The sequence below is a fragment of the Stutzerimonas stutzeri genome, from assembly GCF_051028275.1.
In the GTDB taxonomy this organism is placed as follows: domain Bacteria; phylum Pseudomonadota; class Gammaproteobacteria; order Pseudomonadales; family Pseudomonadaceae; genus Stutzerimonas; species Stutzerimonas stutzeri_AS.
In genome coordinates this window covers 1,052,501-1,077,914 of sequence record NZ_CP069269.1, presented here as the reverse complement: position 1 = coordinate 1,077,914, position 25,414 = coordinate 1,052,501, and the positions used below count along the sequence as shown (strand labels likewise).

Below are 25,414 nucleotides of genomic sequence, written 5' to 3'. Positions count from 1 at the left end.
ACCTCCTCAGTGGTAATCGACGATTTCAACCTGTGTAGGGCCTGCTTCTGTCCAGACAAAGCAGATCCGCCATTGGTCGTTGATCCTGATGCTATGTTGCCCTGCTCTGTTGCCTTGTAATGCTTCCAACCTGTTGCCCGGCGGGGAGCGTAGATCTCGCAGCTCCGTTGCCGCATTAAGCATGGCGAGCTTTCTGGTCGCAACATTCAGGATGTTTCCCCAACGCCGGGAGCCCCCTGACTCGAACAAAGCTCGGGTTTCATCACACCTGAAAATCAGAATCACGCTTTAATCCTTAACGTTAAGCGTTAGTGGATCATATACCAATTGGTGAAATCGTCAACACGCGCCCATCGTAGTGCTGGGTGGCTATTTGCTGGGCCTGTAGCGTATTGTCTTTCCCCCGCTCCGTTTTTTTTGCGCTCCTTAAGCCGTCGATACGTCCAATCGGCTACCCGCCTCCGACTTTTTTTAGCCCGTTTGGTCGATAGCCCAACCCTAAAAGACGGACAAGACTCCTGGTTGCTTCGCCTGTGACGTACGGAGCTCATCCAACGCGAACAGGAGATTCCAATGTCCAACCTCACTCCTATCGCTGCTGCGCTTTTACTCGCTGCAAGCGGCGGCGTCGTAGCCAACAATCAGATGGCTGAGATCGAACAGAACGGCATCAGCAACAGCGCTGAACAGACCCAGCGTGGTGCCATGCTGCGATCGTTTATCCGGCAGAACGGCACTGAGAATCGTGCAATCACTGACCAATCTGGCCCCGTCAGCGAGGGTAGCCAGGCGAGCGCCGAACAAACCGGCACTCTGAATTTGGCAACGATCTACCAGGTGAACGGAAGTCGGCCCGGCTTGGTGACCGCAGAGATTTACCAGGCCGGGGCTTCAAATACCGCCACACTTGAACAACATGAATACCTTGGCGAACTCGCCGCCACCGCCACCCTGCATCAGGAAGGCACAGGCAACCGGATTGATGCTCGGCAGACGTGGGTGGCGAACGCGCTCGACGTGGTGTCCATCGGACAGGACAACGTTGTCGAAGTCGATCAGTCCGGCTTCAGCACCGCTCAGGTTCAGCAGAACGGGAGCGAGAATCTGGTGCGGCTCGAACAGGTGAGTAACGGCTTCGGCGGTGGTTCGGCTGTGATCGAACAGGACGGCACGGCAAACCAGGCAGCTGTCCAACAGCGCTCCGGTCGGTATCCCGCTGCCGATGTACTGTTGCAGCAAGTGGGTGATGCCAATATCGCGCAGATCAGTGCTGGCGACGGCAACAGCATCCTGGACTATGCGCAGCGGGGCATTGGGAACACCCTCAACGCTTCCATCGCCGGGCAGAACAGCAGCTTAACCGGCTATTCGGAAGGCGATTACAACAGGGTGGTAACGTCGCAGGTTGGGGATGACAACAGCCTGGACATTACTCAGGTCGGCACTCACAACGAAATAGAAGCCACCCAGAGCTTTCATACCCATGAAGCGCTCATCAGCCAAACGGGTAATGGCAACCAGGCTCTCCTGACGCAAGCTGAAGCGCTGGCCGGCCATTCAGCCGGTATCGTCCAGAACGGAAACGGCAACATAGCCAGCGTAGTGCAACAATAGAGCAGTGCCGTCGCGGATCGCCGGGAAAGCTCGGCGGGGCCTAGGATGGTAGAGGCGGAGCCCTCCTCCATCTCAGGGCCACTCGCTGCAGCGCCATCACCTCCCGAACCGCGACGTTCAAGTTCCACCCTTCGCTGACCACGCTGCCAGGCGTTGGCGCGATCTGAGCTTATCGCTGCTGCTGCGTATCGCTCCATGTCGCCCCAACCAGCGGTGGCCCGCATTCCTGGCGCACGCAGAACAGCGCCTTCCCCGTCCACCCTCGACCAACTCCGCGCCGTTGGGCTCGAACCTCTGCGTTCGGCTGGGTTCAGTTCTAAAACAATGAAAGCATTACCGGTGATACCGCAGGGCTGAGCTTGACCGCACCCTGCGAGCAGTGCCGTGCACCGAAGAGGAGACCAGTTTTGCAGAAGCACCCGGAACGCATGGAGGCTAATGCAGACCAGCAACCGTCCCGTTGCAAGAGAAACAGCACAATCAAAGGGTTCGATATCGATTTCTATGACGGGTCGAATGCTGAACTCATCGACCATATCATCGAGGGCAGCGAGCATGCGTTCAGCTATATCGTCACCCCGAACGTCAACCATGTGGTCCGGCTCGAAGAAGACCCCGAACTTCGCCGCGCCTATGCCAGTGCCAGCTACAGGATTTGCGACAGCCAGGTGTTGAAACGCCTGATGACGCTGCTGCGTAACCCTGTCCCCGAGGTCATCCCCGGCAGCACCCTGACCGGCGAGCTGATGGACATTGCCGAGGCGAAGCGTTGGCGGGTCACGGTGATTGGCAGCGACACATCGGATATACGAACGATGCGCCAGCTATACCCGAATGTGACTTTTCTTCATCACAACCCGCCCATGGGTTTCTTCGCCGATCCGCAGGCGGTTCAGGCGTGCCTGGACTTCGTTATCCAGCACCCTGCGGAACTTGTGGTGCTTGCCGTGGGCTGTCCGCGTCAGGAAATCCTGGCGCGGATGATCCGAGCGGATGGGAGAGCACAGGGGGTGGGGCTGTGCGTCGGGGCGTCCATCGACTTTCTCTCCGGCAGGGTCAGGCGAGCGCCGAGATGGATGCAGCGCATGTCGCTCGAGTGGTTGCACCGGATGTGCACCGAACCGCGGCGGCTGGCAAAGCGCTACGCCAACGATGCGGTGCGCATGATCCCTATCCTGTACCGACAGTTTCGGTGATGGCCAGGGCGCGACGGCTTATTTGTCGAATTCGCGCTCGATGATTGCATCGAGTCGATGCGCGGCCATTTCTGGCAAACCTGCGGGCAACTCGGGCGCTGTTTGCCCCTCACCTACCTGCACCAGCATCACCATACCTTTGGTCAAGTGCGGCGTGCATTGAATGCCGTATACGCCTGGGACGTCGAATGTGACGGCAATGTTCTCGTTGATTTCGCCCTTGAAGGGTTCGGCACCCTCGGGAATCAACCCGGGGATGGTTGCGGAATCGTGTTTGCCATGGTCGGTGACGAACCGCACCGAATCACCCGGAGCAATTGCCAGGAAGTCCGGTTCGTAAACCATCTCTCCCGTTGCGCCTTTGCTGAACATCAGCACTTCGTGGGTATCAGCCATGGCAAGTGGGCTGGCGAGCAAAAGCATTGCAAACGCGATGTGTTTATCCATAGTCGTTGATTCCATTTCCAGACGTAGAAAGCAGAGGAACAGTCCTTGGCGGCAGCGTCAGCGACAGCATGCCCAGCCCCGAAATACGGGGGCACCCGCCATCAGGCAGCGGCTTGCACGGCGAGTGAGCGAGCAGCTGCCTGTCACTCATGAACGGCAGCCGAGGGCGGGCCAGAGTCAGTTGGCCGCTGCGCAGTCTAACAAGGACAGGGCCATTGTTGGCTCTAGAGCGGGGCTCGCATTGTTTTTGCAGTAGGCGCCTTTGACAAATCGACGCAGCGCATGCCGCCCCATTCCGCAATTGCTCAGGGCTCCGCTTTCCAACGCTTCTCATAACCCGGTGTTGGATATTGGGCCTACCGCCGGTCAATCGGCTGCTTGATTTGTAAAGCGATCGTTTTACACTTGGGCTATGGATAAACGAAATGAAATGATCACGGGCGCGCTCCGCATCTTCGATGCAGAGGGATTCCGGGGAATTGGTATCGATCGTGTGATCGAGCCTTCCGGCGTTTCCACGCGCACGCTTTACAAGCACTTCGGCTCCCGCGACGGGCTGGTCATTGCCGTACTCGAGGCGCGGCACCGCGCCTTCATGGACTTACTTGAGATGGACGACGGAGGCGGCGATCCCGTCGGAGCGCTGTTCGATGCGCTTCAAGGTTGGGTGGAGGTGCATGGCTCGCGGGGTTGCATGTTGCTACGTGCACGCAGTGAATATGCGTCCGCAAGCAGTGCCATCGTCTCGTTGGTGCACCAGCAGAAAGAGGCGTTTCGTACCGAGGTCGCACGCCGTGTACGAACGGCCCTTGGCAGAGAAGATACGCAGCTCACGACTCAGGTCTGGGTGCTCTTCGAAGGGGCAACCGCGGCGGCGAGCGTGGCGGGCGATTCTGTCATCAGCGATGCGAAAGCCGCCGCGCTGTCGCTTCTCAGGACCGCGAGGGGCACTCCATGAAGCGAGGAATCAATCTGGTCGCCGCCGCGTTTGCATTGACGGCGCTCTGCTATGGTTTGGCACGGTTCGCCTATGGCTTGCTACTACCGCAGATTCGCGAGGAACTTGGCCTCGATGTAATCGCTGCAGGGTGGATCGGCGGAAGCGCTTTCGTAGCGTACTGCCTGGGTATCATTTTCACATTCCTGGCAAACGGCACGCTCAGTCCGCGAATCATTGCGCTGATGGCAGGTACCGCCGCCACGTGTGGCATGACCTTCGTCGTGTTCTCCGATTCAGGATGGGCGCTGGGCTTCGGCATTGCGCTGGCCGGGTTGAGTACAGGCCTGACGTCACCTCCCCTTGCCTCTGCTGTTGCGAGCCAATTCACCCAAAAGGATCGCCCTAAGGCGAACGGAGTGATCAACGCCGGAACGGCGGTCGGGATCATGTTTTCCGGCATGGCAGCGTTGTTGGCTGCGGGCGCCTGGCGCGAACTCTACGCCCTGTTCGCCTTGATCGGCCTGGGTGTGTCGATATGGCTGTGGTTCGCCATACCGGCGGGTGGCAAGGGCGACGAAGGCAGTGGCTTTAGCTTCGCGGCGCTGAAGCGGCCTGGACTATTTGCCCTCTGCGCGAGTGCGTTTCTGATGGGCCTGTCGAGCACCGCAATCTGGACATTCGGTGCGGATATCCTGCGTGGTCAATTTGCCTTCACCGATGCCCAGATCGCCTGGGCCTGGATCGCGCTTGGCGCTGCCGGGATCAGCGGCGCATTGACGGGCATGCTGACTAATCGCTTGGGGACCGGCCGAGTTCACAGCCTTGCGCTGCTTGGCATGGCGGTCGGCACGGTTGGCTTGGCCGCGGCCGCCGTCTCAAGCATCTATGGTTTCTTGGCCATGGGCCTGTTTGGCGCTGCCTATATCGTTTCTTCAGGTGCCTACCTGATCCAAGGCATAGACCTTCTCGCAGACCGCCCCGACCTTGGCCTGGGCATTCCTTTTCTCGTCCTTGCGCTTGGCCAGACGGTCGGCACACCGCTTTTCGGAGCTGTCCTGAACCTGACAGGCACGACCGTTGCGCTGGCGGCTTTTGCACTGGCGGCGTGTATCGCATGTGTCATCCGCCCCCGCAATGGAGGCGTAAGCGACACGCCCCAACAGCCTGAACGATCACGACGACGCACTGCGTTTTTCTGCCGTTAACGTCACGTCCACATGGGGTGCGTGCTGTTTGCCGCGTTGAGGTCAGGCCGGCTGAACGCTGTTTGCATTTCCCGCGGCTCACTGGGAGCCCCTGGCGGGGCTCCCAGCCCTACGTCAATAGCCCTGAACGACTGTCGCCATATTTCCAGTGCCGTTTTGCATGATATTGGCAGTGCTGGTAGCAGCGCCTTCCTGCGTCAGGTTTTGAGTCAAGTATGCAGTGTTGGCCGCCCCTGTCTGGCTGATGACGCCAATGTCGCCCTCCCCCCACCAGCCACCCTGGTTCGCTTCGATGATGTTGTCGTCACCAGACTGAGCCACTTCCAGCGAGTTGTAGTCACCCGTTTGGTTGATATCGACCTGGTTACCGATACCGCTGGAACCGCCAGTGAATGACGTGTTTCGTCCGCTTTGATCGACGGTCAAGCGGTTGGCTGAGCCTGATTGGTCGAATACGAGCGTGCTCCACGCGCCGGTCGCAACAATGTCAGACCTGTTAGCCTCTCCGCCCTGCACGAGGCTGACGCTGCCGCCTGGATGACGGCCTCCATCAGTCTGGTAGATGTCTGCAAAGTTACTGGAGCCGTTCTGGGACACGCTTGTGCTGGCTCCGAACGGCCAAGCCACCTGACGGATGCTTAGGGAGTTATCCGTGCCATTCTGAACGGCCTTGGCATCAGCGCCACCCTCCTGTGTTACTAACGCATAATTGCCAGTGCCGCTTTGTTGCCCGGCAAAATGGTTGGCCCACGCAGACTGTTCTACTTTCGTGATGTTGGCGTCTCCGTCCTGTAGTACCTCCGCACTGTGGCCAGCCTGGTCGAGTTGGCTGACCACTGCTGAATTGCCCTCACCGATCTGGTCAATGACCGCGCTATGACCACCACTGTATTCGTCCTGCGCATCATGTTGGTAGAGGCGCTGATAGTTGCCCTCGCCCCGCTGAGACAGGCGGGCTGAACTGCTGGTGCCGATCTGCTCAGTGAGCATGACGTTTCGCGCACCGTCCTGGTGAGCGCCAAGAGCCAGATCGGTGCCGCTTTGACTAGCCTCAATACTATTTAAAGTGCCTAGCTGTTCGGCTTTAGCCTGGTTGCCAGCAGCCTGCGCCTGGCCGATCAACACCAAAGTGACGGCAGCCGCGAGAAGGGAGGGAGTGTGCATGCTCAGAATCCTTTGAGTGGGTAGAGGCAGGATTCTCTGCACGCGGCATCACAAAGGGTATGAGCCATACGATGGATTCAGACAAGCGAGACTATCGGAGCGATTTGTTAGCTTTACCGCTGTAAATCAGCCACTTCGGGAGGTGGCTGTCAGTTGAGACAAGTGCGTAGCCGGCCGCAATCGTCTAGCCAGCCACTCGCATCGAGCCTCCTACGGACAAGCAGCGCGGTGCGGGGCTACGGCATCTCCGCCGGAACGAGCGCGCTAGCGCGGGCTTTGTTTCGCCTGACTGGATACTGCGCTGCGAGCCGTGGTGCGGGTCGCCAGTAACAGACCGGCAAATATCAGCCCACCACCGATCCAGTGGAACAGCTGCAGGCCCTCACCCAGCAACAGCCAGCCGAGAATTGCGGTGAACACGGGCATCAGGTAGGTCGCCATCGCCGCTTTCGCCGCGCCAACGGTTTTGACGCCGTGGTTCCAGGACAGATAGGCCACCAGCGAGGCAAAAACCGCAGTATAGGCGATGACCGACAGGTTAATTGGGGTTGGCTCAAAGCCCCCTTCATGACTGAGCTCGAACAGGTAGAACGGAAGAATCAACGGCGTACCGATTGCCATCAACACACCCAGCAGCGTCAGCGGCGGAACCTGAAGAAACTCGCTCCAACGTCTCAAGGACAGGGTATACAGCGCCCACACCAGAACCGCCACGAGCATGATGAGGTCGCCGGTCTTGAACGCTAAATTGGCAAAGGCATCCCAGCTGCCACGGCTGATGAGATAGACCAAGCCGCATGCGGCGATGGCCATGCCGAACCAGGCACGACGCGCTGGCCATTCACCCAACAGCAGGCCGCCGCCGATGAAGGTGAACAGCGGCAGACAGGTGTTAACGAGGGTGAGGTTGATGGCCTCCGTACTTTGGGCAGCGGAGTAAAGCAATGAGTTGTAGCTGCTGACGCCCAATGCTGCGATTACCGGCAAGCGCCAGCCGGCGGTTCGGAGTGTTGCGCGATGCATCCAGATGGAGCGCGCAACGAACGGCAGCAACAAGCATGTAGCGAGTACCCAGCGCCAGAACGACAAGGTCAGCGGCGGTATCGCATTGTGAAAGGCGCGCGCCACCAGGGCGTTTCCGCTCCAGCAGAGCACAGCGAGCAACAAGCCGCCAACGGCCCATCCCTGACGCGATTCCATCAGGCCAGCCAACTGGTGCGAAGACGATACTGCGGCGGTAGCTGACCAAGCCCGCTGCCGGTGACGTTGAGGTTGTTCCAGATGCCATCCTTGATGCCACAGCCGATCCAGAAACATTCCGGGACCTGCTGCTTGGCCAGTTTGGTAAAAACCGTATGGGCCTGCTCGATGATCGCTTCAGCCCAGCGTGCGCTCTTCTCGAGTAACTGTTGACGCTCGTCGCTCATCGCCTGCCCCTTCCGTTCCGACACGCACGTTACGAACCGGCCGGCGTTTTGACAAGCACGCAGACCGGAACGTCACAGCTCTAGACGGCAAACAGGGGGTTCGAAGGAACTTCAGCTCGCGGACGCGAGGAAAAAGCACGCAGATCGCGCAGGAAATTGTCACGCCAGGCATCCAGGTCAGCGGCGCGTATCGCCCGCATCATGTGCTCGTAGCGATCCTTGCGCTCAGTCAGCGACATGCGCATCGCGCGGTCCAGCGCCTCGGCCATGCCGATGCAATCGTAGGGGTTGATGATCAATGCTGAGGTCAGCTCACGGGCGGCACCGGCGAAGCGTGACAGTACCAGCACGCCAGGGTCTTCCGGGTCTTGAGAGGCGACGAACTCCTTGGCAACCAGGTTCATGCCGTCGCGCAGCGGTGTGACGAAACCGATGTCTGCCTGGCGAAACAGGCCCATCAGGGCGCGGCGGTCATGGCTTTTGTTCAGGTAATGCAGCGGCGTCCAGTCCAGATCGGACAGCCAGCCATTGATGTGTCCGGCCTGGCTTTCCAGCTGCTGCCGAATCGCCTGATAGGTTTTCACGTCCGAGCGAGACGTGGGGGCGATCTGAATGAATTCCACGGCGCGCCGGTGTTCAGGGTAGCGCTCAAGAAACGCCTGATAAGCCATGAAACGCTCGACCAGCCCTTTGGAATAATCCAGCCGGTCAACGCTGATGATCTTCTTGCGGTCCACATCGGTGGTGCGTCGCATGGGCTTGCTACGGCCTTTATAAGATTCGGCGAGATCACGAATCTCATCCGGCACCACACCGATGGGATAGACCCCGGCGCGGAAATTCTGCCCGTAGGCCGTCAGGCTGCCATCCGACTCCAGCACGCCGCGGACTTCTCGGGTCATGTAATCCTGAAATGCGAGCCGATCGGTCTCAGTCTGGAAGCCAATGAGGTCGTAGAAACACAGCGTCTTGAGCAGCTCATTGTGCGGCGGAATGACTGTGAGAATTTCTGGTGGCGGGAAAGGAATATGGAGGAAGAAGCCGATGCGGTTGCGAATCCCTAGCTGGCGACAGGCTTCGGCGAAAGGAATGAGGTGGTAGTCGTGGATCCAGATGATGTCGTCGGGCTTGAGATGGGGCTTGAGCTTCTCCGCCAGCATGGCGTTGACACGCCTGTACCCCTCGTATTCCTGGCGGTTGTAACGGGCCAGATCGATACGGTAATGGAAGATCGGCCAGAGCGTGGCGTTGGAAAACCCGCGGTAATACTGGTCGTAGTCCTGCTTGGTCAGGCCCATCGTGACATAAGTGATGTTCCCAACGGTCTCGGTGTTGGTCTGCGGGGTGTTGCTTACGTCGCCACTCCAGCCAAACCAGATCCCACCGGCTTGGCGCAACGCATCATGCACACCCACTGCAAGCCCGCCAGCAGCGACCTTCCCCGCCTTGATCGGCGCTACGCGGTTGGACACCACTACTAGTCGGCTCATGGTAGTTCTCGCTTCAGTCTGGTTTTAGGATGTTTCGAGGCTCGGAAAGTGTGCTCCGTAACCCGTCGAGCCAGGTGGCAACGGCCTCTACCGACTCCAGCCGCTGCGTGGCTTCGGTCGCTCCGCTGCCGACCTTGATCGAGATACCGCCCAGCTCGTTGACCACCGCAAAGCCAGCCTCATCGGTCAGATCGTCGCCTATGAAGACTGGGGTGCGTCCGGCAAATGGCGCCTCTTGCATGAAGGTTCGGATGACTTCGCCCTTGCTGGCACCGCGCGGCTTGAGCTCGAACACGCATTTGCCGGGCTGCAGCGCCAGCACCTCACCGTAACGGGTAACAAACTCTTCGGCCACGCGGCGCGCTGCCTTTTCCATCTCGGGCGCAAGACGGAAATGCAGTGCAAAGGCGACACCCTTGTTTTCCAATGTCAGGCCGGGATGCTCCGCACATGCCTGGGCCAGCTCACGCTGAATAGCATCGAATACCTCGCTATCGATGGCCAGGTTTTGCAGCTCCCCTGAAGCGGTACGACGCTCGGCGCCATGCACGCCAGCGGCAGGCAACTGCAAAGGGGTCAGTAGCGCGTCGAGCTGGCTGATCGGCCGACCCGACACCACGGCGACAGGAATACCGTTGGCATTCAGCTGTTCCAGCGCGGCCAACGAACGAGGCGGGATGAAAACGAGTTCAGGACGCGGCTGAATATCAGCGAGCGTGCCATCGACATCGAAGAAAAAAGCGCAGCGCCGAGTCTCTAGCTCGGGTTGATCGTTTTGTTTACTCATGTAACTAAGACCCCCGATCAACGGTGGTGGTTCGCGTTTTTTTATCGCCGCTGCCCTCTGCTATTCAGCAAGCACGGCCATTGCAGCTTGGTTCATAAAGCCGGAACCGGCCAGCAGTCAGCCTGAATCTTCACATCGTCGCCGGGTCACAACCTGCAAGACCAGCGTTTTAGCAGGAGGTTGTCATGAACGATTCCAAGCCTTACACCCCAACGGAAATCGACACTACCGAGGACCGCATGGGCTCCATCGAACAACTCGATTTCGATCAGCATCGGGACGACCGTAAAGGCCGCATCGGAGACGAAGTACCTGCTGATGAAGTCGAAGATGAGTTTCCGCCAGAGCGCGTCGCCGAAGCAGGGATGACGACTGGCGAAGTACCCGGTGGCCAAACCACCATGGATGACATGGCGCCCGAAACGCTGATGCCTGACGATGGCTCTCGCTCGCCCCACGAGCGCGGCCATGGCGGACCGGCCGACCAGGACCTCACTGAGGTATCAGAACACCGCATCGGTGCCGATGTGGACCTGGACGAGGCCGAAGAGGCGCGTTATGACCCGCTGGATGGCAAACCGTGGGATGGCCCTGCAGACGGCGATCCTGATACCGGCCTTGGCGGTGGCGATGCCGTGCTGCATGAAAACGACGATGTGATGGATGACAACGAGCTCGGCGGCGACGCTCCCCTGGACTCCAGCCGGGACAAAGCACCGCGGTGACAACCGGCGCGATGCCTCGTCAGCGCGGCGAGCCACCGCCAAGAAAAGGCCCGACTCACCGAGTCGGGCCTTTTTAGGTCCCACGCACGATTATCAATCTATCAGCGTACAGGCCATCACCAGTGCATCCTCCCGTCCTTCGGCAGACGGATAGTAACCACGACGGCGGCCGACCTCATTGAAGCCATAACGCTCATACAGGCGGTAAGCCGAGGTGTTGCTCGCGCGCACCTCTAGGAAACACTCACGACCACCACGTTCCTGAGCGCGTTGCATCAGATGTTCCAGCAGACGAAGGCCAAGCCCATGTCCCTGGCTCTGGGGTTTGACGGTGATGTTGAGCAGATGCGCCTCGTCGAGGATGACATTGATAACGCCGTGACCGACCTGCTGCTCGCCCTCGAACATCACCCAGCACTCGTACGCGGTGAGCGCATCGGTAAAGATTCCGCGGGTCCAGGGATGACTGAAGGCGGCGTACTCGATTTTCAGAACGGTTTCGATATCCGCCGAGGTCATCGGACGAAAGCTCACTGCATCACTCATGAACACTACTCGTTGACTCACCTAGACCGATCACCCAGCGCGGCATGCTGCGGCGCATGGCTTGCCACAGTTGCGCCTTGCTTTCAGGCTGCTCCATCAACTGCTCGAGCCCCGGCATGGTCAGTGCGACGCCTAATCCTTCGATGGTCAGTTCGCGGTAGCAGGCATCAGCCTCGACTTCGCCGGCAAACCGCAGCGCGGGCGGGCCGATCAGCCAAAGGCAGGCACAACCCATATCCTCCAGCTCTGCAGCGACCACGCCTTGCACATAGTCGCGCGCAGCTTCGGCGCCCTGATCGAGACTGCCACGATGGAGCAGTGGCCAGCGAATCGGCTCGCCATCGCCGACCTGCTGCGGCTTATCGGGCAGCCTGGCGGCACGCAACAGGTCCTTGAGCAGGATGTATGCAGGATCGCGGCTCTGGAACGACTCGCCCGTCGGCAGCTCGACCAGCAGCAACACATTACCCGCGCGTAACAGCTGCAAGGCGAACCGAGGAGGCGGAACAGCGGCTGGCTGCTCAGCGGCGACCACTTGTGCCTCGCTGTTCTTAGGCGCTGTTTTTTTCGGCTCGGGCATGGCGACGCGTGGCATGATCGAACGAATGGCATCTGCGGCCGGACTCGTCGAAGGAGCCGGTGTAGGCGCAGCCGGCTCGGGCACCAAGCGGCTCGGTGCTTGCCTAGACTCGACGATCGGTGCGGGCGCAACGTCCGTTTCTACAATCTGTAGCAACTCCGGCCGCGACGGCGCGGCAAACGGCAGTTCGGCCCGTGGCAGCCAGGTAGTGATCTGCATGGCGTCGAGGAAGGCCCGACGCCGACTTTCGGGAATCAAACCCCAGCTACCTGTGGATGAGCCTTGGCGCCGACCTGCATCAGATTCAGCGCATTCAAGTAGGCCTTGGCCGAGGCCACGACGATGTCGGTGTCTGCGCCGTTGCCGTTGACGATGCGCCCGCCCTTCTCCAACCGAACCGTGACCTCGCCTTGCGAGTCGGTCCCCTTGGTGATGGCGTTGACCGAATACAGTTGCAACGTGGCGCCCGAATTCGCTACCGACTCGATGGCCTTGAAGGTCGCGTCGACCGGTCCCGAGCCCTGTCCCGATGCAGCCTGCTCGTTGCCGTCGACGTTCAGTACGAGCTTGGCATCGGGCACTTCGCCGGTCTTGCTCGCCACTTCCAGCGTGACCAGTTTGAAATGTTCCTGCACGTCTTCGGCCAAGGTGTCGGAAACCAGCGCCTGCAGGTCCTCATCGAAGATCTCGTGCTTCTTGTCCGCCAGCTCCTTGAAGCGGGCAAAGGCAGCGTTCAACTCGCCTTCGCCCGGCAGGACGATACCCAGCTCTTCGAGCCGCGAACGGAATGCGGCACGGCCAGAATGCTTGCCCATGACCATTTTGTTGGCATTCCAGCCCACCGATTGAGCGGACATGATTTCGTAGGTCTCGCGATGTTTGAGCACGCCGTCCTGATGAATGCCGGACTCGTGCGCGAAAGCATTGGCGCCGACGATGGCCTTGTTCGGCTGCACCGGAAAGCCGGTGATGCCGGAGACCAGACGCGAGGCGCTGAGGATGTGTTCGGTCTCGATGCGGGTGTGAACATCGAGCAAATCCTGGCGCGTCTTGATCGCCATGACGATTTCTTCCAGCGCGGCGTTACCGGCGCGCTCACCCAGACCATTGATGGTGCATTCGACCTGCCGGGCACCCGCGACGACCGCCGCGAGCGAGTTGGCGACGGCCAGCCCCAGGTCGTTGTGGCAGTGGACGGAAAAGACGGCCTTGTCAGCGTTGGGAATGCGTTCGAGCAGCTGGCGGATGGTATCGGCGTACTGGTGCGGGATGGCGTAGCCGACCGTGTCCGGGATGTTGATGGTGCGCGCACCGGCGTCGATGGCCGCTTCGATGATACGGCAGAGAAATTCGATTTCGGACCGCCCAGCGTCCTCGCAGGAAAACTCCACGTCGGCGCAAAGGTTGCGCGCCTTGGTCACCGCACGTACGGCCTGTTCGATTACCTGGTCCGGCTGCATGCGCAGTTTGTACTGCATATGAATCGGGCTGGTAGCGATAAAGGTATGGATGCGACCGGAGTTGGCACCGGCCAGCGCTTCGGCGGCACGTTCGATGTCGGCATCGACGGCACGAGCCAGACTACAGACGGTGCTGTCCTTGATGTGGTCAGCCACGGCTTTGACCGCGTCGAAATCGCCCGGGCTGGCGATGGCAAAGCCGGCCTCGATCACATCCACTTTCAGCCGCTCGAGGGCCTTGGCTATGCGCAACTTTTCTTCGCCCGTCATGGACGCACCGGGGCTCTGTTCGCCGTCGCGCAAGGTGGTGTCGAAGATGATGACGCGATCGTTGCTGCTCATAGGGAAGTCCTCACGGCTGCCGAGCGCCTCTCGTGGGCGCCTGTACACAGCAGATTGTCGCGTGAAATAGACAAGGCGGGAAGGCGCAGCTGTAGCTTGTTGATGAAGTCGGCTTGCTTAAACCATGTGGAACAGCACGGACTGTAGCGACCGTTGGACAAAACCGGAATGCCCGGCCGGGCGACCGCTGCCCGACGGCAGCAAACAAAACGCCCGCCAGGATGGCGGGCGTCGGGCTGACTGAGCGAGCTTGCCTGTCAGCCGGCAAGCGCTCACCGGATCAGATCGCCTGATCCCACGGCCGATCGCCGTGCTCGTCCTTGATCCGCGTGGGCAGGCCCATCACGTCAAGTAGCTTGAGGAACGGCTGCGCGGGCAATTGTTCGACGTTGACCATGCGTTGCGCATCCCAGTCTCCGCGCGCTACCAGCAGAGCGGCGGCCACGGGCGGAACGCCAGCGGTGTAGGAAATGCCCTGGCTGTCGGTCTCGGCGTAAGCCTCCTCATGGTCGGCCACGTTGTAGATGAACAGCTCGCGCGGCTGCCCCTCTCTAGTGCCCTTGATGAGATCGCCGATACAAGTCTTACCGGTGTAGCCAGGGGCCAGCGAGGCGGGATCGGGCAGTACGGCTTTGACCACCTTGAGCGGCACCACTTCAAGCCCCTCGGCGGTACGCACCGGCTGTTCGGAAAGCAGGCCCAGGTTCTTCAGCACGGTGAAGACATTGATGTAGTGGTCACCGAAGCTCATCCAGAAGCGGACATTCGGTACGTCGAGGTGCTTGGAGAGGGAATGCACCTCGTCATGTCCGGTCAGGTAGAGGCTTTGCTCGCCCACCACAGGCAAGTCGTCGGTGCGCTTGACCTCGAACATGGAGTTGGTCGTCCATTGGCTGTTCTGCCAGCTGTAGACCTGACCGGTGAATTCGCGGAAGTTGATTTCCGGGTCGAAATTGGTCGCGAAATATTTGCCGTGCGAGCCGGCATTGACGTCCAGGATATCGATCGATTCGATCTTGTCGAAGTATTCCTGCTGCGCCAGGGCAGCGTAAGCGTTGACCACGCCCGGGTCGAACCCAGCGCCTAGAATGGCGGTAATACCTTTTTCCTGGCACTCAGCGAGATGCTTCCATTCGTAGTTGCCATACCACGGGGGTGTTTCGCAAATCTTGTTCGGCTCTTCGTGAATTGCCGTGTCGAGATACGCGGCGCCAGTGTCGATGCAGGCGCGCAGCACGGCCATGTTCAGGAAGGCTGAACCGACGTTGATGACGATCTGCGATTCAGTTTCGCGGATCAGGGCCTTGGTCGCTTCTATGTCAAGGGCGTCCAGCACGTAGGCCTTGATCTCGCCGGGCTGTTTCAATCCGCCCTTGGCCTGCACGCTGTCGATGATGGCCTGGCATTTGGAGATGCTGCGCGACGCGATAGCAATACGACCGAGTTCGTCGTTGTGCTGCGCACTCTTATGGGCCACCACCTTGGCGACACCTCCTGCACCAATGATAAGAACGTTTTTCTTCAATTGTTTTGTCACTCCTTAAGCCGCCGCCTCAGGAAAGGCTGGACAGGTAATCGTCAAAGATGAATTCGCGAACCACCTCGACGCTGCCGTCGAGTTGCTTTACGACGATGGATGGCATTTTCAGGCCGTTGAACCAATTTTTCTTGACCATGGTGTAACCCGCTGCGTCGATAAACGACAGCCGATCGCCGATGGCCAGCGGACGATCAAATTGGTACTCGCCGAAGATATCGCCGGCCAGACAGGATTTGCCGCACACCATGTAGCTGTGCTCGCCTTCACTTGGTGCCATCTTGGCGTTGAGGCGGTAGATCAGCAGATCGAGCATGTGCGCCTCGATCGAGCTGTCGATAACCGCGAGATTCTTGCCGTTGTACAAGGTATCGAGCACCGTCACTTCCAACGAGGAGCTGAGCGTGATCGCTGCTTCGCCAGGCTCCAGATAGACCTGTACACCGTATTTCTTGGAGAAAGACTTCAGCCGAGCGCAGAATGCGTCCAGTGGATAGCCCTCTCCGGTGAAATGGATTCCGCCACCGAGACTGACCCACTTGACCCGCTCGAGCAGGGAGCCGAAGCGCTCCTCGATGGTCGTGAGCATCTTGTCGAACAGCTCGAAGCTGCCATTCTCACAATTGTTGTGAAACATGAAGCCAGAGATCTTGTCCATGACCGCGGCGATCTTCTCCGGGTCCCATTCACCCAGGCGGCTGAACGGACGCGCCGGGTCCGCGAGCAGGTAATCAGAGCTGCTGACCTGAGGATTTACACGAAGCCCACGAATTGTGCCTTCGGTAGCGGTCTCAAAGCGCTCGAGTTGGCCTATGGAGTTGAAGATGATCTTGTCGCAGTTGGCGACCATCTCTTCGATTTCATCGTCTGCCCAGGCCACGCTATAAGCGTGCGCTTCACCAGCGAATTTCTGCCGACCCAGCTTGAGCTCGTAGAGTGACGACGAAGTAGTACCGTCCATGTACTGCTGCATCAGGTCGAAAACCGACCAGGTGGCAAAGCACTTGAGCGCCAGCAACGCCTTGGCGCCGGACTGCTCGCGTACGTAGGCGATCTTTTCCAGATTGCCCAACAGCTTCTGTTTGTCGATGAGGTAGTACGGCGTCTTGATCATGTGTGCGTGCCCCGGAAAGGTCGCCGACAGGAAGCCGGTCGCTTCCCATTTGAAAAAAGGGCGAATTGTGCCGATAACCGGCGCATACCGAAATAGCATTTCGACACTTCGTCGACTTTCATGATGGTCGGTCGCACAAAAAATCGGCGGGCCGAAGCGATGCACTGCAGGCTAACCCGAGAACGATGACGTGCGGGTGAACGATCGAATCTGCTGATCTAAATGCCGATCAGGGCGCATCCAACCGTCTTCGGCCTGCCATATCCCCAGCGATGATGCAGTACAATTTGCACCTATTTTCATGGCTGGATTGGCGCCTCGATGATCGAACCCAAGCGCGTACTGCGTGCCCTCGCCGAACACTGGACGTTGCTCGAGCCGTTGTGCGAACGCTTCGATGCCGGCACCCTGAGCCTGATCGAACTTCGTCATCAGCTCGCTGCGCAACTGCCGGAAGGAACCCCCACCGATATCACCGCCCTGCTCGATCAGTGGATTCGTCTGGATATCCTGGTCCCGGTGGCGAAAAGCCCGAATCGCTTCGAGCTGAACGCACAGATTCATGACTTTCTGGCGTACCTGCGCCGCGAGCACCGGTTGGGCCTGTGCCTGGAAATCGAAGCCTATCTGCGACACCTGGAACGCCTGGCCGGACATATTCAGGACGCCTTCGAAATCCGGGACGGCCAGGACCTCGCGCGTCAGTTGCGCCTGCTCGACATGCGCGTGCGTGACGTACTGAAAAAACTTGCCAACGATGAGCAGGCCCTGATCGGTGTGGCCGATCGGGCCAAGACCAGTGATCGGCAGATTCCGCTGCGTCAACGTTACGCCGAAGTACTGGCAACCTGGGATGAGTACGTTGAGCCGATGATTCAGCTGGTCGCTGCTGACGGCGCATTCGAACAAGGCGTCTACCGCGTCGAGCAAGTGCTGATGAAGCTGCTCGGCGAGCAGCAGCGACTTGGCCAACTGGTCGACGACGACCTGTTGCTGCGCACGCATGCGCGCATTCTTGAAATGCAAAGCACCGCTCAGCTGACCCTTCGTCACGCCCGGGAGCTGTTGCTGCCCTTGCGGGAGGAGGCCCGTCGGCACAACGCCATAACCCGCGGGGCCGCACTGGCCCTTTCGGCCATTCGCAAAAAAGGGCTCGACGCGGTGCCACAGGCTTCGCTGCCGCTATTCACCCGTCCCCAGAGCACCTTTCTCGGCTCGGCCAGTCAGGTCGAAGCGTACGTCTACGCCCTGGCCCGCTTCGAGCCGAAACCAGCCCAGTTCCCCAAGGCCGTCAGCAAGCGCAAGACCGACGCACCGCGCTCGCCGTTGACGGCGCGGGAGATGCTAGAGCGCTGCGAACAGGCATTGCCGCTGCCTGATCTGATGCAGTGGCTGATGGAGCAGGAGCCAGACGGCGCGACCGACGAGCTGCTCTACTGGTTCTCCCGGCTGTCCCGTGATGCGCGCTTTCAACGCGACCGCCTGGAGCGTCGCGAGTACCTGACCCGCGAGCATCAAGTCAGCCTCAGCTCCTTTGCGCTGCTGGCCAGTGCCCATGGTTGAGCTTGCGGTGCGTTGGCAACGCATTGCCCGACCCGATTCCAAGCCTTTTCGTGATAAGCGCATCGCGCCCTTCTCACACGATGATTGCCTGAGTTGCGTATGAACATTGATCTGAAAGAAATGACCCAGCTGGCGCCTATTTTCCGCGAGCTGTTCAAGGGCTATCACCTGTCGCGCAGCGAGCCGGAGTGCTATGCCCAGCTAAGCAACATGCAGGACCAATACCGTGCGCTGTTCAAGGCGCTCGGTTTCGAGCTGGTCTGCGATCCGCGCGGCTTCTACTACTTCGTTCCCGAGCAGATGGGCGCGCAGGTCAACAAGACGGCGCAACGCCTGGCGTTGTTCACATTCATTTTGGTCGAGCACCTTGCTGATCAGGGACGCGATCCACTAGCGGTCCTCGATGGAGGCACCCTGGGCCGCGATGAACTCCCAGCCTTGCTGGACAAGTACCGCGACCTATTCCTGCAGGCTGAGGTGACGACCCAGGATGAACTGGAAGAAAAGGTCATCCGCCGGCTGACACAGCTGGGCTTCGCCGAAGACAGTAATGGCATCTACCGATTCCTGCCACCCATGCACCGCTTCCTTGATGTCTGTTTGTCCGTTCAGCAGGACCGTGACCTGGCGGCCAGCCTGCACAGCAGCGACTTGCCGCTGCCCGCACCCCAGCTCATCGCCGAGGAGGAAGAGGACGACATCATTCTGATCGACCGCGTGCCCGACGAAACCGAGGAGGATGCGCTCACACGCGCCATTGCTGAAGAAAAGGAGTATGACGCATGAGCCAGGAACGCTACGGTATTCGCCGCTTCGCCCTGTTGAACACTGCAGGTTATAGCCTCGGAATTTTCCCGCTTGAAACGCCGCTGTCTGTTTACGGCGCTAACAACCTCGGCAAGTCCGCATCGATCAACGCCCTGCAGTTTCCGATTCTGGCGCGCATGTCGGACATGAGTTTCGGCAAGTACAGCCTGGAGCAGTCTCGCAAGTTCTACTTTGCCAGTGACACCAGCTACATTTTGGTTGAGGTCGCCTTGCCTCATGGTCCGCATGTGATTGGCGTCGCCGGGCGAGGGCCAGGCGGTGGATTCGGCCACCAATTCTTTGTATATCAGGGCTCGTTGGACCTCGATCATTATCAGAAGAACGGAACCTGCCTGCGTCAGCGAGAGCTGTTCGCCAACCTTGAGCGAGCCGGCATCAAGGCCTACGAGGCCAAGCCGGATGAACTACGCCGACTGTTAGTCGGTGGCCACACCGCGATTCCGCTGGACATGACGCTTATCCCGTTGCGCTCGACCAGCGAACAGAGTCTGAAGACCTTCCGCGCGCTGTTCATCAACCTGCTGCATATGCGCGAGATCACCGCGGCCAAACTCAAGCAGCTGTTTCTCGATGCCTTCGAGCACAGCTTGCGATCCGGCAGTGTGGACTATATCGCCGCTACCGAAGAAGCCTTCCGCGACGTGCGCCGCATGGAGCAAGACTATCAGGCGTTGGTCGCAGCCGGCCCGCTGGTCGAAGCCCTTGCCGCCGGCGTAGCACAGCGTGAATTGCTGCGAGGTAAGCTGCATCGCCTGTCTCCCCTGCTCGACTCGCTTCTTGGAGCCTGGCAAAACTATGCCGGCGCACGCAAGGAAGAGCTGGTCGTCCAGGCCGAACACTATCGCCGCGAGCAGGACGGTCTGCAGAACGAACAGCGTGGCGGCACGGCCGAACTGATGCGTTTGGAGCGCGAAATCAGCGAGATTCAACGCTGGCTGGGCGAACTCGCCGCGCTAAAGAACCGCTTCGCATTGGTCGAAGATGCCCACGTGCTAGAGCAGCAGCTGCTTGCTGCAAAGGACGCCCATGATGAACTGGCCGGCGCTCTGTCTCAATCTCGCCAGTTCTCCAGCGAAGACCTGGACGAGCGGCTGCGCGATCTGGAGAAGCGTCTCAAATCGGTCCGGCAGCAACTGGATCATGCGGACAACAACAGCTATTCCCGCCTTCGTGAAGAATTTTCCCAGGCAGACGTTGATCGCCTGATGCGTCTGTTCAACGGTCAGCTGTTCAGCTTGCCCTTGGGTGACAAAGGCATTGCCGTGGACGACAGCGACACCTGGATCAAATCGATCGAGGCGGTGCTGGAAAGCTTCAAGGGGGATCGTTTCGAAGCGCCCGGGTTGTCCATCGACCTGTCCAATATAGAGCCGCCCGCTCTGCAGGCACTGGCCGATCGCGCCGCGCTGCGTGACCAGAAGGATCGTTTGGAGCGCGAGCTCAAACAACTCAAGGCGCAGCATTCGGTGGCGGTTGACCGCGCCGCGAGCAAGGCGCAAGCCGAGCAGCTTTATCAGCAGGTGCTGGATGCTCAGAAAGCGCTGGAGGATTTCCGCCGTTGCCAGACGCTTTCAGCCGAAGCAGACACCAAGCTTGAGCAGCTCGCTCAGGCCGAAGCGGCGCAGGACGAGCTCAAGCGGACCAGCGATGCGTTCACCGAGCGGGTCCAACACCTGTCGGCGAAACTGCAGCTGGTTGGCCGGCAGCTGGCCGATCTCGAAGCCAAGGAGCGCACGCTGGAGGACGCGCTACGTCGCCGTCAGCTACTTCCAGCAGATCTGCCATTCGGCACCCCCTTCATGGATCCGGTGGACGACTCGCTGGATAACCTCCAACCGCTGCTAAACGACTATCAGGACAGCTGGCAGGCGCTGCAACGCATCGATGGACAGATCGAAGCCCTCTACGCGCAGGTACGACTCAAGGGCGTCGCGAAATTTGATAGCGAAGAAGATCCCGAGCGGCGCTTGCAGCTTCTGGTGAATGCCTATGCGCACCGACAGGACGAAGCCCTGACGCTCGCCAAGGCGCGTCGCGCCGCAGTCACCGATATAGCCCGGACCCTGCGCAACATCCGCAGCGACTACGACAGCCTTGAACATCAGCTGGCGCTCTTCAACCGCGAGATCAACAAACGCCAGGTCTCGAACCTCGAAAGCTTCCGCATCGTGCTGGCGCCGAACAAGGATGCGCTCAAGCACATCGATCAGATTATCCACAGCGCTGGGCAATACGAGCAAGGCGAGACGCTTTCAGTGTTTGACCTGCAGCAGGGCAGCGAGCAGGAGAGTAAAAACGAGGAGGCCAAAGAATACCTGGCACGCCTCGTTGCCGCGAACAACAACCAGCTGGGTCTAAAGGACTTGTTCGAGCTCGCCTTCGAGATCACGAAAGTGGGTGGCCAACCGGTCATTCATACCGACATTGATGGCGCGGCATCAAACGGTACAACGATGACAATCAAAGCGCTGACCAACATGTATCTGTTGCTACACCTGATGGATCGCGAGCAGGCTGGCCGTATCCGCCTGCCCTACTACCTAGACGAGGCCGCCGATATAGATGAACGCAACCAGCAAGCGCTCATCGAAACCAGCCTCCAGCTGGGCTTCGTGCCGATTCTCGCCTCGGTAAAACCTCAGGTCTCGGCCCATGTAGCGATCGACCTCGAGGGCGGCAGTAGCCCTAATGGAATCTACATCGACGAGGCGGATTGGAAATTCATTATGCGGCGGAAAGAGTCAGAGCGGTCGACTGTTACGCCCGATCAAAGAGCGACGACAGAGGCCGAATCGGTCAACTGAACCATCATCGCGATTTAACCGCCCTTCAGGTGGTGCAGGCCGGTTAGTTCGACGGCACTTTCCACTCGCAGCACCACCTCTGTACCATGCTAATCAGCTCTGAGGGGAGCGACTCTCCTCACCATCGGCACAACGTCACTAGCTAGGCCTCGATTGGGGGCAACGGGCCAAGTGGCTCTTCCATCGAGCGGCTTTACATTGCCATCTGTTTAGCTAGACCTGACATCAGGCTGTCCCCAAGAGCTAGAGATCGATGCAGCTATGCATCTCGGTCAAGGTAAGCGAACTCCAGGCATCATGATGCGAGATGCCATGTCACGCCCTAGTTTCAACGTGCCAATACATCCGTACAGCTTGTCGTCCGGCAGCTTCCAGACCATAGCCCGAAAATGGGCAGGCAGACTGCTCTCTCGCTGTGTGGCGGAGCGTTCGGAGCCGCTGACTCTCTACAGAAGCAGAGCACAATCCGTCCGTCAGGGCTGACTAGGGTCCGCAGATGTCGATGTACTCATCAGCTAAATGGCTGTTATTGGTATCGGAAGCGCAGCCTTCCGGTGGCCTCAGAACACTGCAAACGCTCTCTTGATGAGGCTTCAACCGAGTTGCCATCGCCCTGGGGCCGGAGGCTTACCTAGCCTCCTACACCCGAAGCGCACATTTCCGCGCCCCCAAAAGACAAACCCCCGACCTTCGTTAGAAGATCGGGGGTTTGGTGTAGAAGCTTGACGATGACCTACTCTCACATGGGGAAGCCCCACACTACCATCGGCGATGCGTCGTTTCACTTCTGAGTTCGGGATGGGATCAGGTGGTTCCAACGCTCTATGGTCGTCAAGCAATTCGGTTGGGGAGTCGGTGTTGAGTCGCTTCCCCTAATTGGGTATGTGATGGTGTTGCTTTGTACGGTTCGCTTTGCGAGCGTTGCGTCTTTTCGGTTTGTTGTCGACTTCAACCGTCTGACACACAAACATCAAATTGTTTGGGTGTTATATGGTCAAGCCTCACGGGCAATTAGTATGGGTTAGCTCAACGCCTCACAACGCTTACACACCCCACCTATCAACGTCGTAGTCTTCGACGGCCCTTCAGGGAGCTCAAGGCTCCAGTGAGATCTCATCTTGAGGCAAGTTTCCCGCTTAGATGCTTTCAGCGGTTATCTCTTCCGAACATAGCTACCCGGCAATGCCACTGGCGTGACAACCGGAACACCAGAGGTTCGTCCACTCCGGTCCTCTCGTACTAGGAGCAGCCCCTCTCAAATCTCAAACGTCCACGGCAGATAGGGACCGAACTGTCTCACGACGTTCTAAACCCAGCTCGCGTACCACTTTAAATGGCGAACAGCCATACCCTTGGGACCGGCTTCAGCCCCAGGATGTGATGAGCCGACATCGAGGTGCCAAACACCGCCGTCGATATGAACTCTTGGGCGGTATCAGCCTGTTATCCCCGGAGTACCTTTTATCCGTTGAGCGATGGCCCTTCCATACAGAACCACCGGATCACTAAGACCTACTTTCGTACCTGCTCGACGTGTCTGTCTCGCAGTCAAGCGCGCTTTTGCCTTTATACTCTACGACCGATTTCCGACCGGTCTGAGCGCACCTTCGTACTCCTCCGTTACTCTTTAGGAGGAGACCGCCCCAGTCAAACTACCCACCATACACTGTCCTCGATCCGGATAACGGACCAGAGTTAGAACCTCAAAGTTGCCAGGGTGGTATTTCAAGGATGGCTCCACGCGAACTGGCGTCCACGCTTCAAAGCCTCCCACCTATCCTACACAAGCAAATTCAAAGTCCAGTGCAAAGCTATAGTAAAGGTTCACGGGGTCTTTCCGTCTAGCCGCGGATACACTGCATCTTCACAGCGATTTCAATTTCACTGAGTCTCGGGTGGAGACAGCGCCGCCATCGTTACGCCATTCGTGCAGGTCGGAACTTACCCGACAAGGAATTTCGCTACCTTAGGACCGTTATAGTTACGGCCGCCGTTTACCGGGGCTTCGATCAAGAGCTTCGCTTGCGCTAACCCCATCAATTAACCTTCCGGCACCGGGCAGGCGTCACACCCTATACGTCCACTTTCGTGTTTGCAGAGTGCTGTGTTTTTAATAAACAGTCGCAGCGGCCTGGTATCTTCGACCGGCATGAGCTTACGGGGTAAACCCTTCACCCTCACCGGCGCACCTTCTCCCGAAGTTACGGTGCCATTTTGCCTAGTTCCTTCACCCGAGTTCTCTCAAGCGCCTTGGTATTCTCTACCCAACCACCTGTGTCGGTTTGGGGTACGGTTCCTAGTTACCTGAAGCTTAGAGGCTTTTCCTGGAAGCATGGCATCAACCACTTCTCCTTCTAAAAGAAGGATCGTCATCAGTTCTCGGCATTAAGACCCCGGATTTACCTAAGATCTCTGCCTACCACCTTAAACTTGGACAACCAACGCCAAGCTGGCCTAGCCTTCTCCGTCCCCCCATCGCAGTAACTAGAAGTACGGGAATATTAACCCGTTTCCCATCGACTACGCTCTTCAGCCTCGCCTTAGGGACCGACTCACCCTGCGTCGATTAACGTTGCGCAGGAACCCTTGGTCTTTCGGCGTGCGAGTTTTTCACTCGCATTGTCGTTACTCATGTCAGCATTCGCACTTCTGATACCTCCAGCAAGCTTCTCAACTCACCTTCACAGGCTTACAGAACGCTCCTCTACCGCTCATCTTACGATGAACCCGTAGCTTCGGTACCTGGTTTGAGCCCCGTTACATCTTCCGCGCAGGCCGACTCGACTAGTGAGCTATTACGCTTTCTTTAAAGGGTGGCTGCTTCTAAGCCAACCTCCTAGCTGTCTAAGCCTTCCCACATCGTTTCCCACTTAACCAGGATTTTGGGACCTTAGCTGACGGTCTGGGTTGTTTCCCTTTTCACGACGGACGTTAGCACCCGCCGTGTGTCTCCCGTGCTGACACTTGCTGGTATTCGGAGTTTGCATCGGTTTGGTAAGTCGGGATGACCCCCTAGCCGAAACAGTGCTCTACCCCCAGCAGTGATACACGAGGCGCTACCTAAATAGCTTTCGAGGAGAACCAGCTATCTCCGAGCTTGATTAGCCTTTCACTCCGATCCACAGGTCATCCGCTAACTTTTCAACGGTAGTCGGTTCGGTCCTCCAGTTAGTGTTACCCAACCTTCAACCTGCCCATGGATAGATCGCCCGGTTTCGGGTCTATTCCCAGCGACTAGACGCCCTATTAAGACTCGCTTTCGCTACGCCTCCCCTATTCGGTTAAGCTCGCCACTGAAAATAAGTCGCTGACCCATTATACAAAAGGTACGCAGTCACCTAACAAAGTAGGCTCCCACTGCTTGTACGCATACGGTTTCAGGTTCTATTTCACTCCCCTCTCCGGGGTTCTTTTCGCCTTTCCCTCACGGTACTGGTTCACTATCGGTCAGTCAGTAGTATTTAGCCTTGGAGGATGGTCCCCCCATATTCAGACAAAGTTTCTCGTGCTCCGTCCTACTCGATTTCACTTCTAAGATCCTTTCGCGTACAGGGCTATCACCCACTATGGCCGCACTTTCCAGAGCGTTCCGCTAAAATTAAAGAAGCTTAAGGGCTAGTCCCCGTTCGCTCGCCACTACTAAGG

At 58.7% G+C, this 25,414-nt stretch carries 20 protein-coding genes and 2 rRNA genes (1 of these 22 only partly in view); 8 read left to right on the top strand and 14 right to left on the bottom strand.

Going from position 1 to position 25,414, the window contains the following annotated elements:
- Nucleotides 1–6: 6 nt before the first annotated feature.
- On the bottom strand, nt 7–285 hold the full coding sequence (locus JQR87_RS04930; protein WP_407291999.1) for a type II toxin-antitoxin system RelE/ParE family toxin: 279 nt from the start codon (nt 283–285) through the stop codon (nt 7–9).
- A 288-nt stretch (nt 286–573) separates the two neighbouring features.
- On the opposite strand from JQR87_RS04930, the gene JQR87_RS04925 reads away from it, so the two are divergent.
- Entirely contained in the window at nt 574–1,614 is a 1,041-nt protein-coding gene (locus JQR87_RS04925; RefSeq protein WP_407292001.1) for a hypothetical protein, read from the top strand.
- A 407-nt stretch (nt 1,615–2,021) separates the two neighbouring features.
- Nucleotides 2,022–2,810, top strand: a complete 789-nt coding sequence (locus JQR87_RS04920) for a WecB/TagA/CpsF family glycosyltransferase (RefSeq protein ID WP_407292003.1) — start codon at nt 2,022–2,024, stop codon at nt 2,808–2,810.
- An 18-nt stretch (nt 2,811–2,828) separates the two neighbouring features.
- Here the strand turns inward: JQR87_RS04920 and JQR87_RS04915 are convergent, their stop codons facing one another.
- Complete coding sequence (locus JQR87_RS04915; protein WP_407292005.1) at nt 2,829–3,257, bottom strand: pseudoazurin; 429 nt, start codon at nt 3,255–3,257, stop codon at nt 2,829–2,831.
- A 412-nt stretch (nt 3,258–3,669) separates the two neighbouring features.
- Here JQR87_RS04915 and JQR87_RS04910 point away from each other — a divergent pair, with 412 nt between their 5' ends.
- Entirely contained in the window at nt 3,670–4,215 is a 546-nt protein-coding gene (locus JQR87_RS04910; protein WP_434157924.1) for a TetR/AcrR family transcriptional regulator, read from the top strand.
- Nucleotides 4,212–5,402 (top strand): MFS transporter, encoded by a 1,191-nt coding sequence (locus tag JQR87_RS04905; protein WP_407292008.1) that lies wholly within the window; start codon nt 4,212–4,214, stop codon nt 5,400–5,402. The genes JQR87_RS04910 and JQR87_RS04905 overlap by 4 nt, the downstream gene beginning before the upstream one ends.
- 114 nt (nt 5,403–5,516) lie before the next feature.
- Here the strand turns inward: JQR87_RS04905 and JQR87_RS04900 are convergent, their stop codons facing one another.
- The 5 genes from JQR87_RS04900 to otsB form a co-directional block, all read right to left on the bottom strand.
- Entirely contained in the window at nt 5,517–6,566 is a 1,050-nt protein-coding gene (locus tag JQR87_RS04900) for a hypothetical protein (protein ID WP_407292009.1), read from the bottom strand.
- 264 nt (nt 6,567–6,830) lie between these two features.
- Nucleotides 6,831–7,766, bottom strand: coding sequence for a DMT family transporter (locus JQR87_RS04895; protein ID WP_407292010.1), 936 nt, complete (start codon nt 7,764–7,766; stop codon nt 6,831–6,833).
- Nucleotides 7,766–7,993, bottom strand: a complete 228-nt coding sequence (locus JQR87_RS04890) for a hypothetical protein (RefSeq protein ID WP_407297901.1) — start codon at nt 7,991–7,993, stop codon at nt 7,766–7,768. Before JQR87_RS04890 ends, JQR87_RS04895 begins: the two co-directional genes overlap by 1 nt.
- A gap of 80 nt (nt 7,994–8,073) precedes the next feature.
- Nucleotides 8,074–9,483 carry an alpha,alpha-trehalose-phosphate synthase (UDP-forming) gene (otsA, locus tag JQR87_RS04885; protein ID WP_407292012.1) on the bottom strand — a complete coding sequence of 470 codons (1,410 nt, stop codon included), beginning with the start codon at nt 9,481–9,483 and terminating at the stop codon, nt 8,074–8,076.
- Nucleotides 9,484–9,496: 13 nt separating this feature from the next.
- On the bottom strand, nt 9,497–10,270 hold the full coding sequence (gene otsB, locus JQR87_RS04880; RefSeq protein ID WP_407292013.1) for a trehalose-phosphatase: 774 nt from the start codon (nt 10,268–10,270) through the stop codon (nt 9,497–9,499).
- 185 nt (nt 10,271–10,455) lie between these two features.
- Between otsB and JQR87_RS04875 the strand changes: the two genes are divergently transcribed.
- Entirely contained in the window at nt 10,456–10,995 is a 540-nt protein-coding gene (locus tag JQR87_RS04875; protein ID WP_407292014.1) for a hypothetical protein, read from the top strand.
- Between the two features lie 93 nt (nt 10,996–11,088).
- On the opposite strand, the gene rimI is transcribed toward JQR87_RS04875, so the two are convergent.
- The 5 genes from rimI to JQR87_RS04850 form a co-directional block, all read right to left on the bottom strand.
- Nucleotides 11,089–11,541: a ribosomal protein S18-alanine N-acetyltransferase gene (gene rimI / locus JQR87_RS04870; protein WP_407292016.1), complete on the bottom strand. Its 453-nt coding sequence runs from the start codon at nt 11,539–11,541 to the stop codon at nt 11,089–11,091.
- On the bottom strand, nt 11,534–12,379 hold the full coding sequence (locus JQR87_RS04865) for an energy transducer TonB (protein WP_407292018.1): 846 nt from the start codon (nt 12,377–12,379) through the stop codon (nt 11,534–11,536). The genes rimI and JQR87_RS04865 overlap by 8 nt, the downstream gene beginning before the upstream one ends.
- Nucleotides 12,376–13,923 carry a 2-isopropylmalate synthase gene (locus JQR87_RS04860; RefSeq protein WP_407292020.1) on the bottom strand — a complete coding sequence of 516 codons (1,548 nt, stop codon included), beginning with the start codon at nt 13,921–13,923 and terminating at the stop codon, nt 12,376–12,378. The genes JQR87_RS04865 and JQR87_RS04860 overlap by 4 nt, the downstream gene beginning before the upstream one ends.
- Before the next feature lie 280 nt (nt 13,924–14,203).
- A complete protein-coding gene (locus tag JQR87_RS04855) occupies nt 14,204–15,448 on the bottom strand; it encodes a saccharopine dehydrogenase family protein (RefSeq protein WP_407292021.1) in 1,245 nt (414 codons plus the stop codon).
- A 28-nt stretch (nt 15,449–15,476) separates the two neighbouring features.
- On the bottom strand, nt 15,477–16,574 hold the full coding sequence (locus JQR87_RS04850; protein ID WP_407297820.1) for a carboxynorspermidine decarboxylase: 1,098 nt from the start codon (nt 16,572–16,574) through the stop codon (nt 15,477–15,479).
- Between the two features lie 321 nt (nt 16,575–16,895).
- Between JQR87_RS04850 and mksB the strand changes: the two genes are divergently transcribed.
- The 3 genes from mksB (at nt 16,896) to mksF (ending at nt 21,769) form a co-directional block, all read left to right on the top strand.
- Nucleotides 16,896–18,137, top strand: a complete 1,242-nt coding sequence (gene mksB, locus JQR87_RS04845) for an Mks condensin complex protein MksB (protein WP_407292023.1) — start codon at nt 16,896–16,898, stop codon at nt 18,135–18,137.
- A 99-nt stretch (nt 18,138–18,236) separates the two neighbouring features.
- Nucleotides 18,237–18,923: an Mks condensin complex protein MksE gene (mksE, locus tag JQR87_RS04840; RefSeq protein ID WP_407292025.1), complete on the top strand. Its 687-nt coding sequence runs from the start codon at nt 18,237–18,239 to the stop codon at nt 18,921–18,923.
- Nucleotides 18,920–21,769 (top strand): Mks condensin complex protein MksF, encoded by a 2,850-nt coding sequence (gene mksF, locus JQR87_RS04835; RefSeq protein WP_407292027.1) that lies wholly within the window; start codon nt 18,920–18,922, stop codon nt 21,767–21,769. The genes mksE and mksF overlap by 4 nt, the downstream gene beginning before the upstream one ends.
- A 720-nt stretch (nt 21,770–22,489) precedes the next feature.
- Here the strand turns inward: mksF and rrf are convergent.
- Both rrf and JQR87_RS04825 read right to left on the bottom strand, forming a co-directional pair.
- Nucleotides 22,490–22,605: ribosomal RNA gene (gene rrf, locus JQR87_RS04830) — 5S ribosomal RNA — on the bottom strand.
- A 154-nt stretch (nt 22,606–22,759) separates the two neighbouring features.
- Nucleotides 22,760–25,414, bottom strand: a 23S ribosomal RNA gene (locus tag JQR87_RS04825) (it continues 236 nt past the right edge of the window).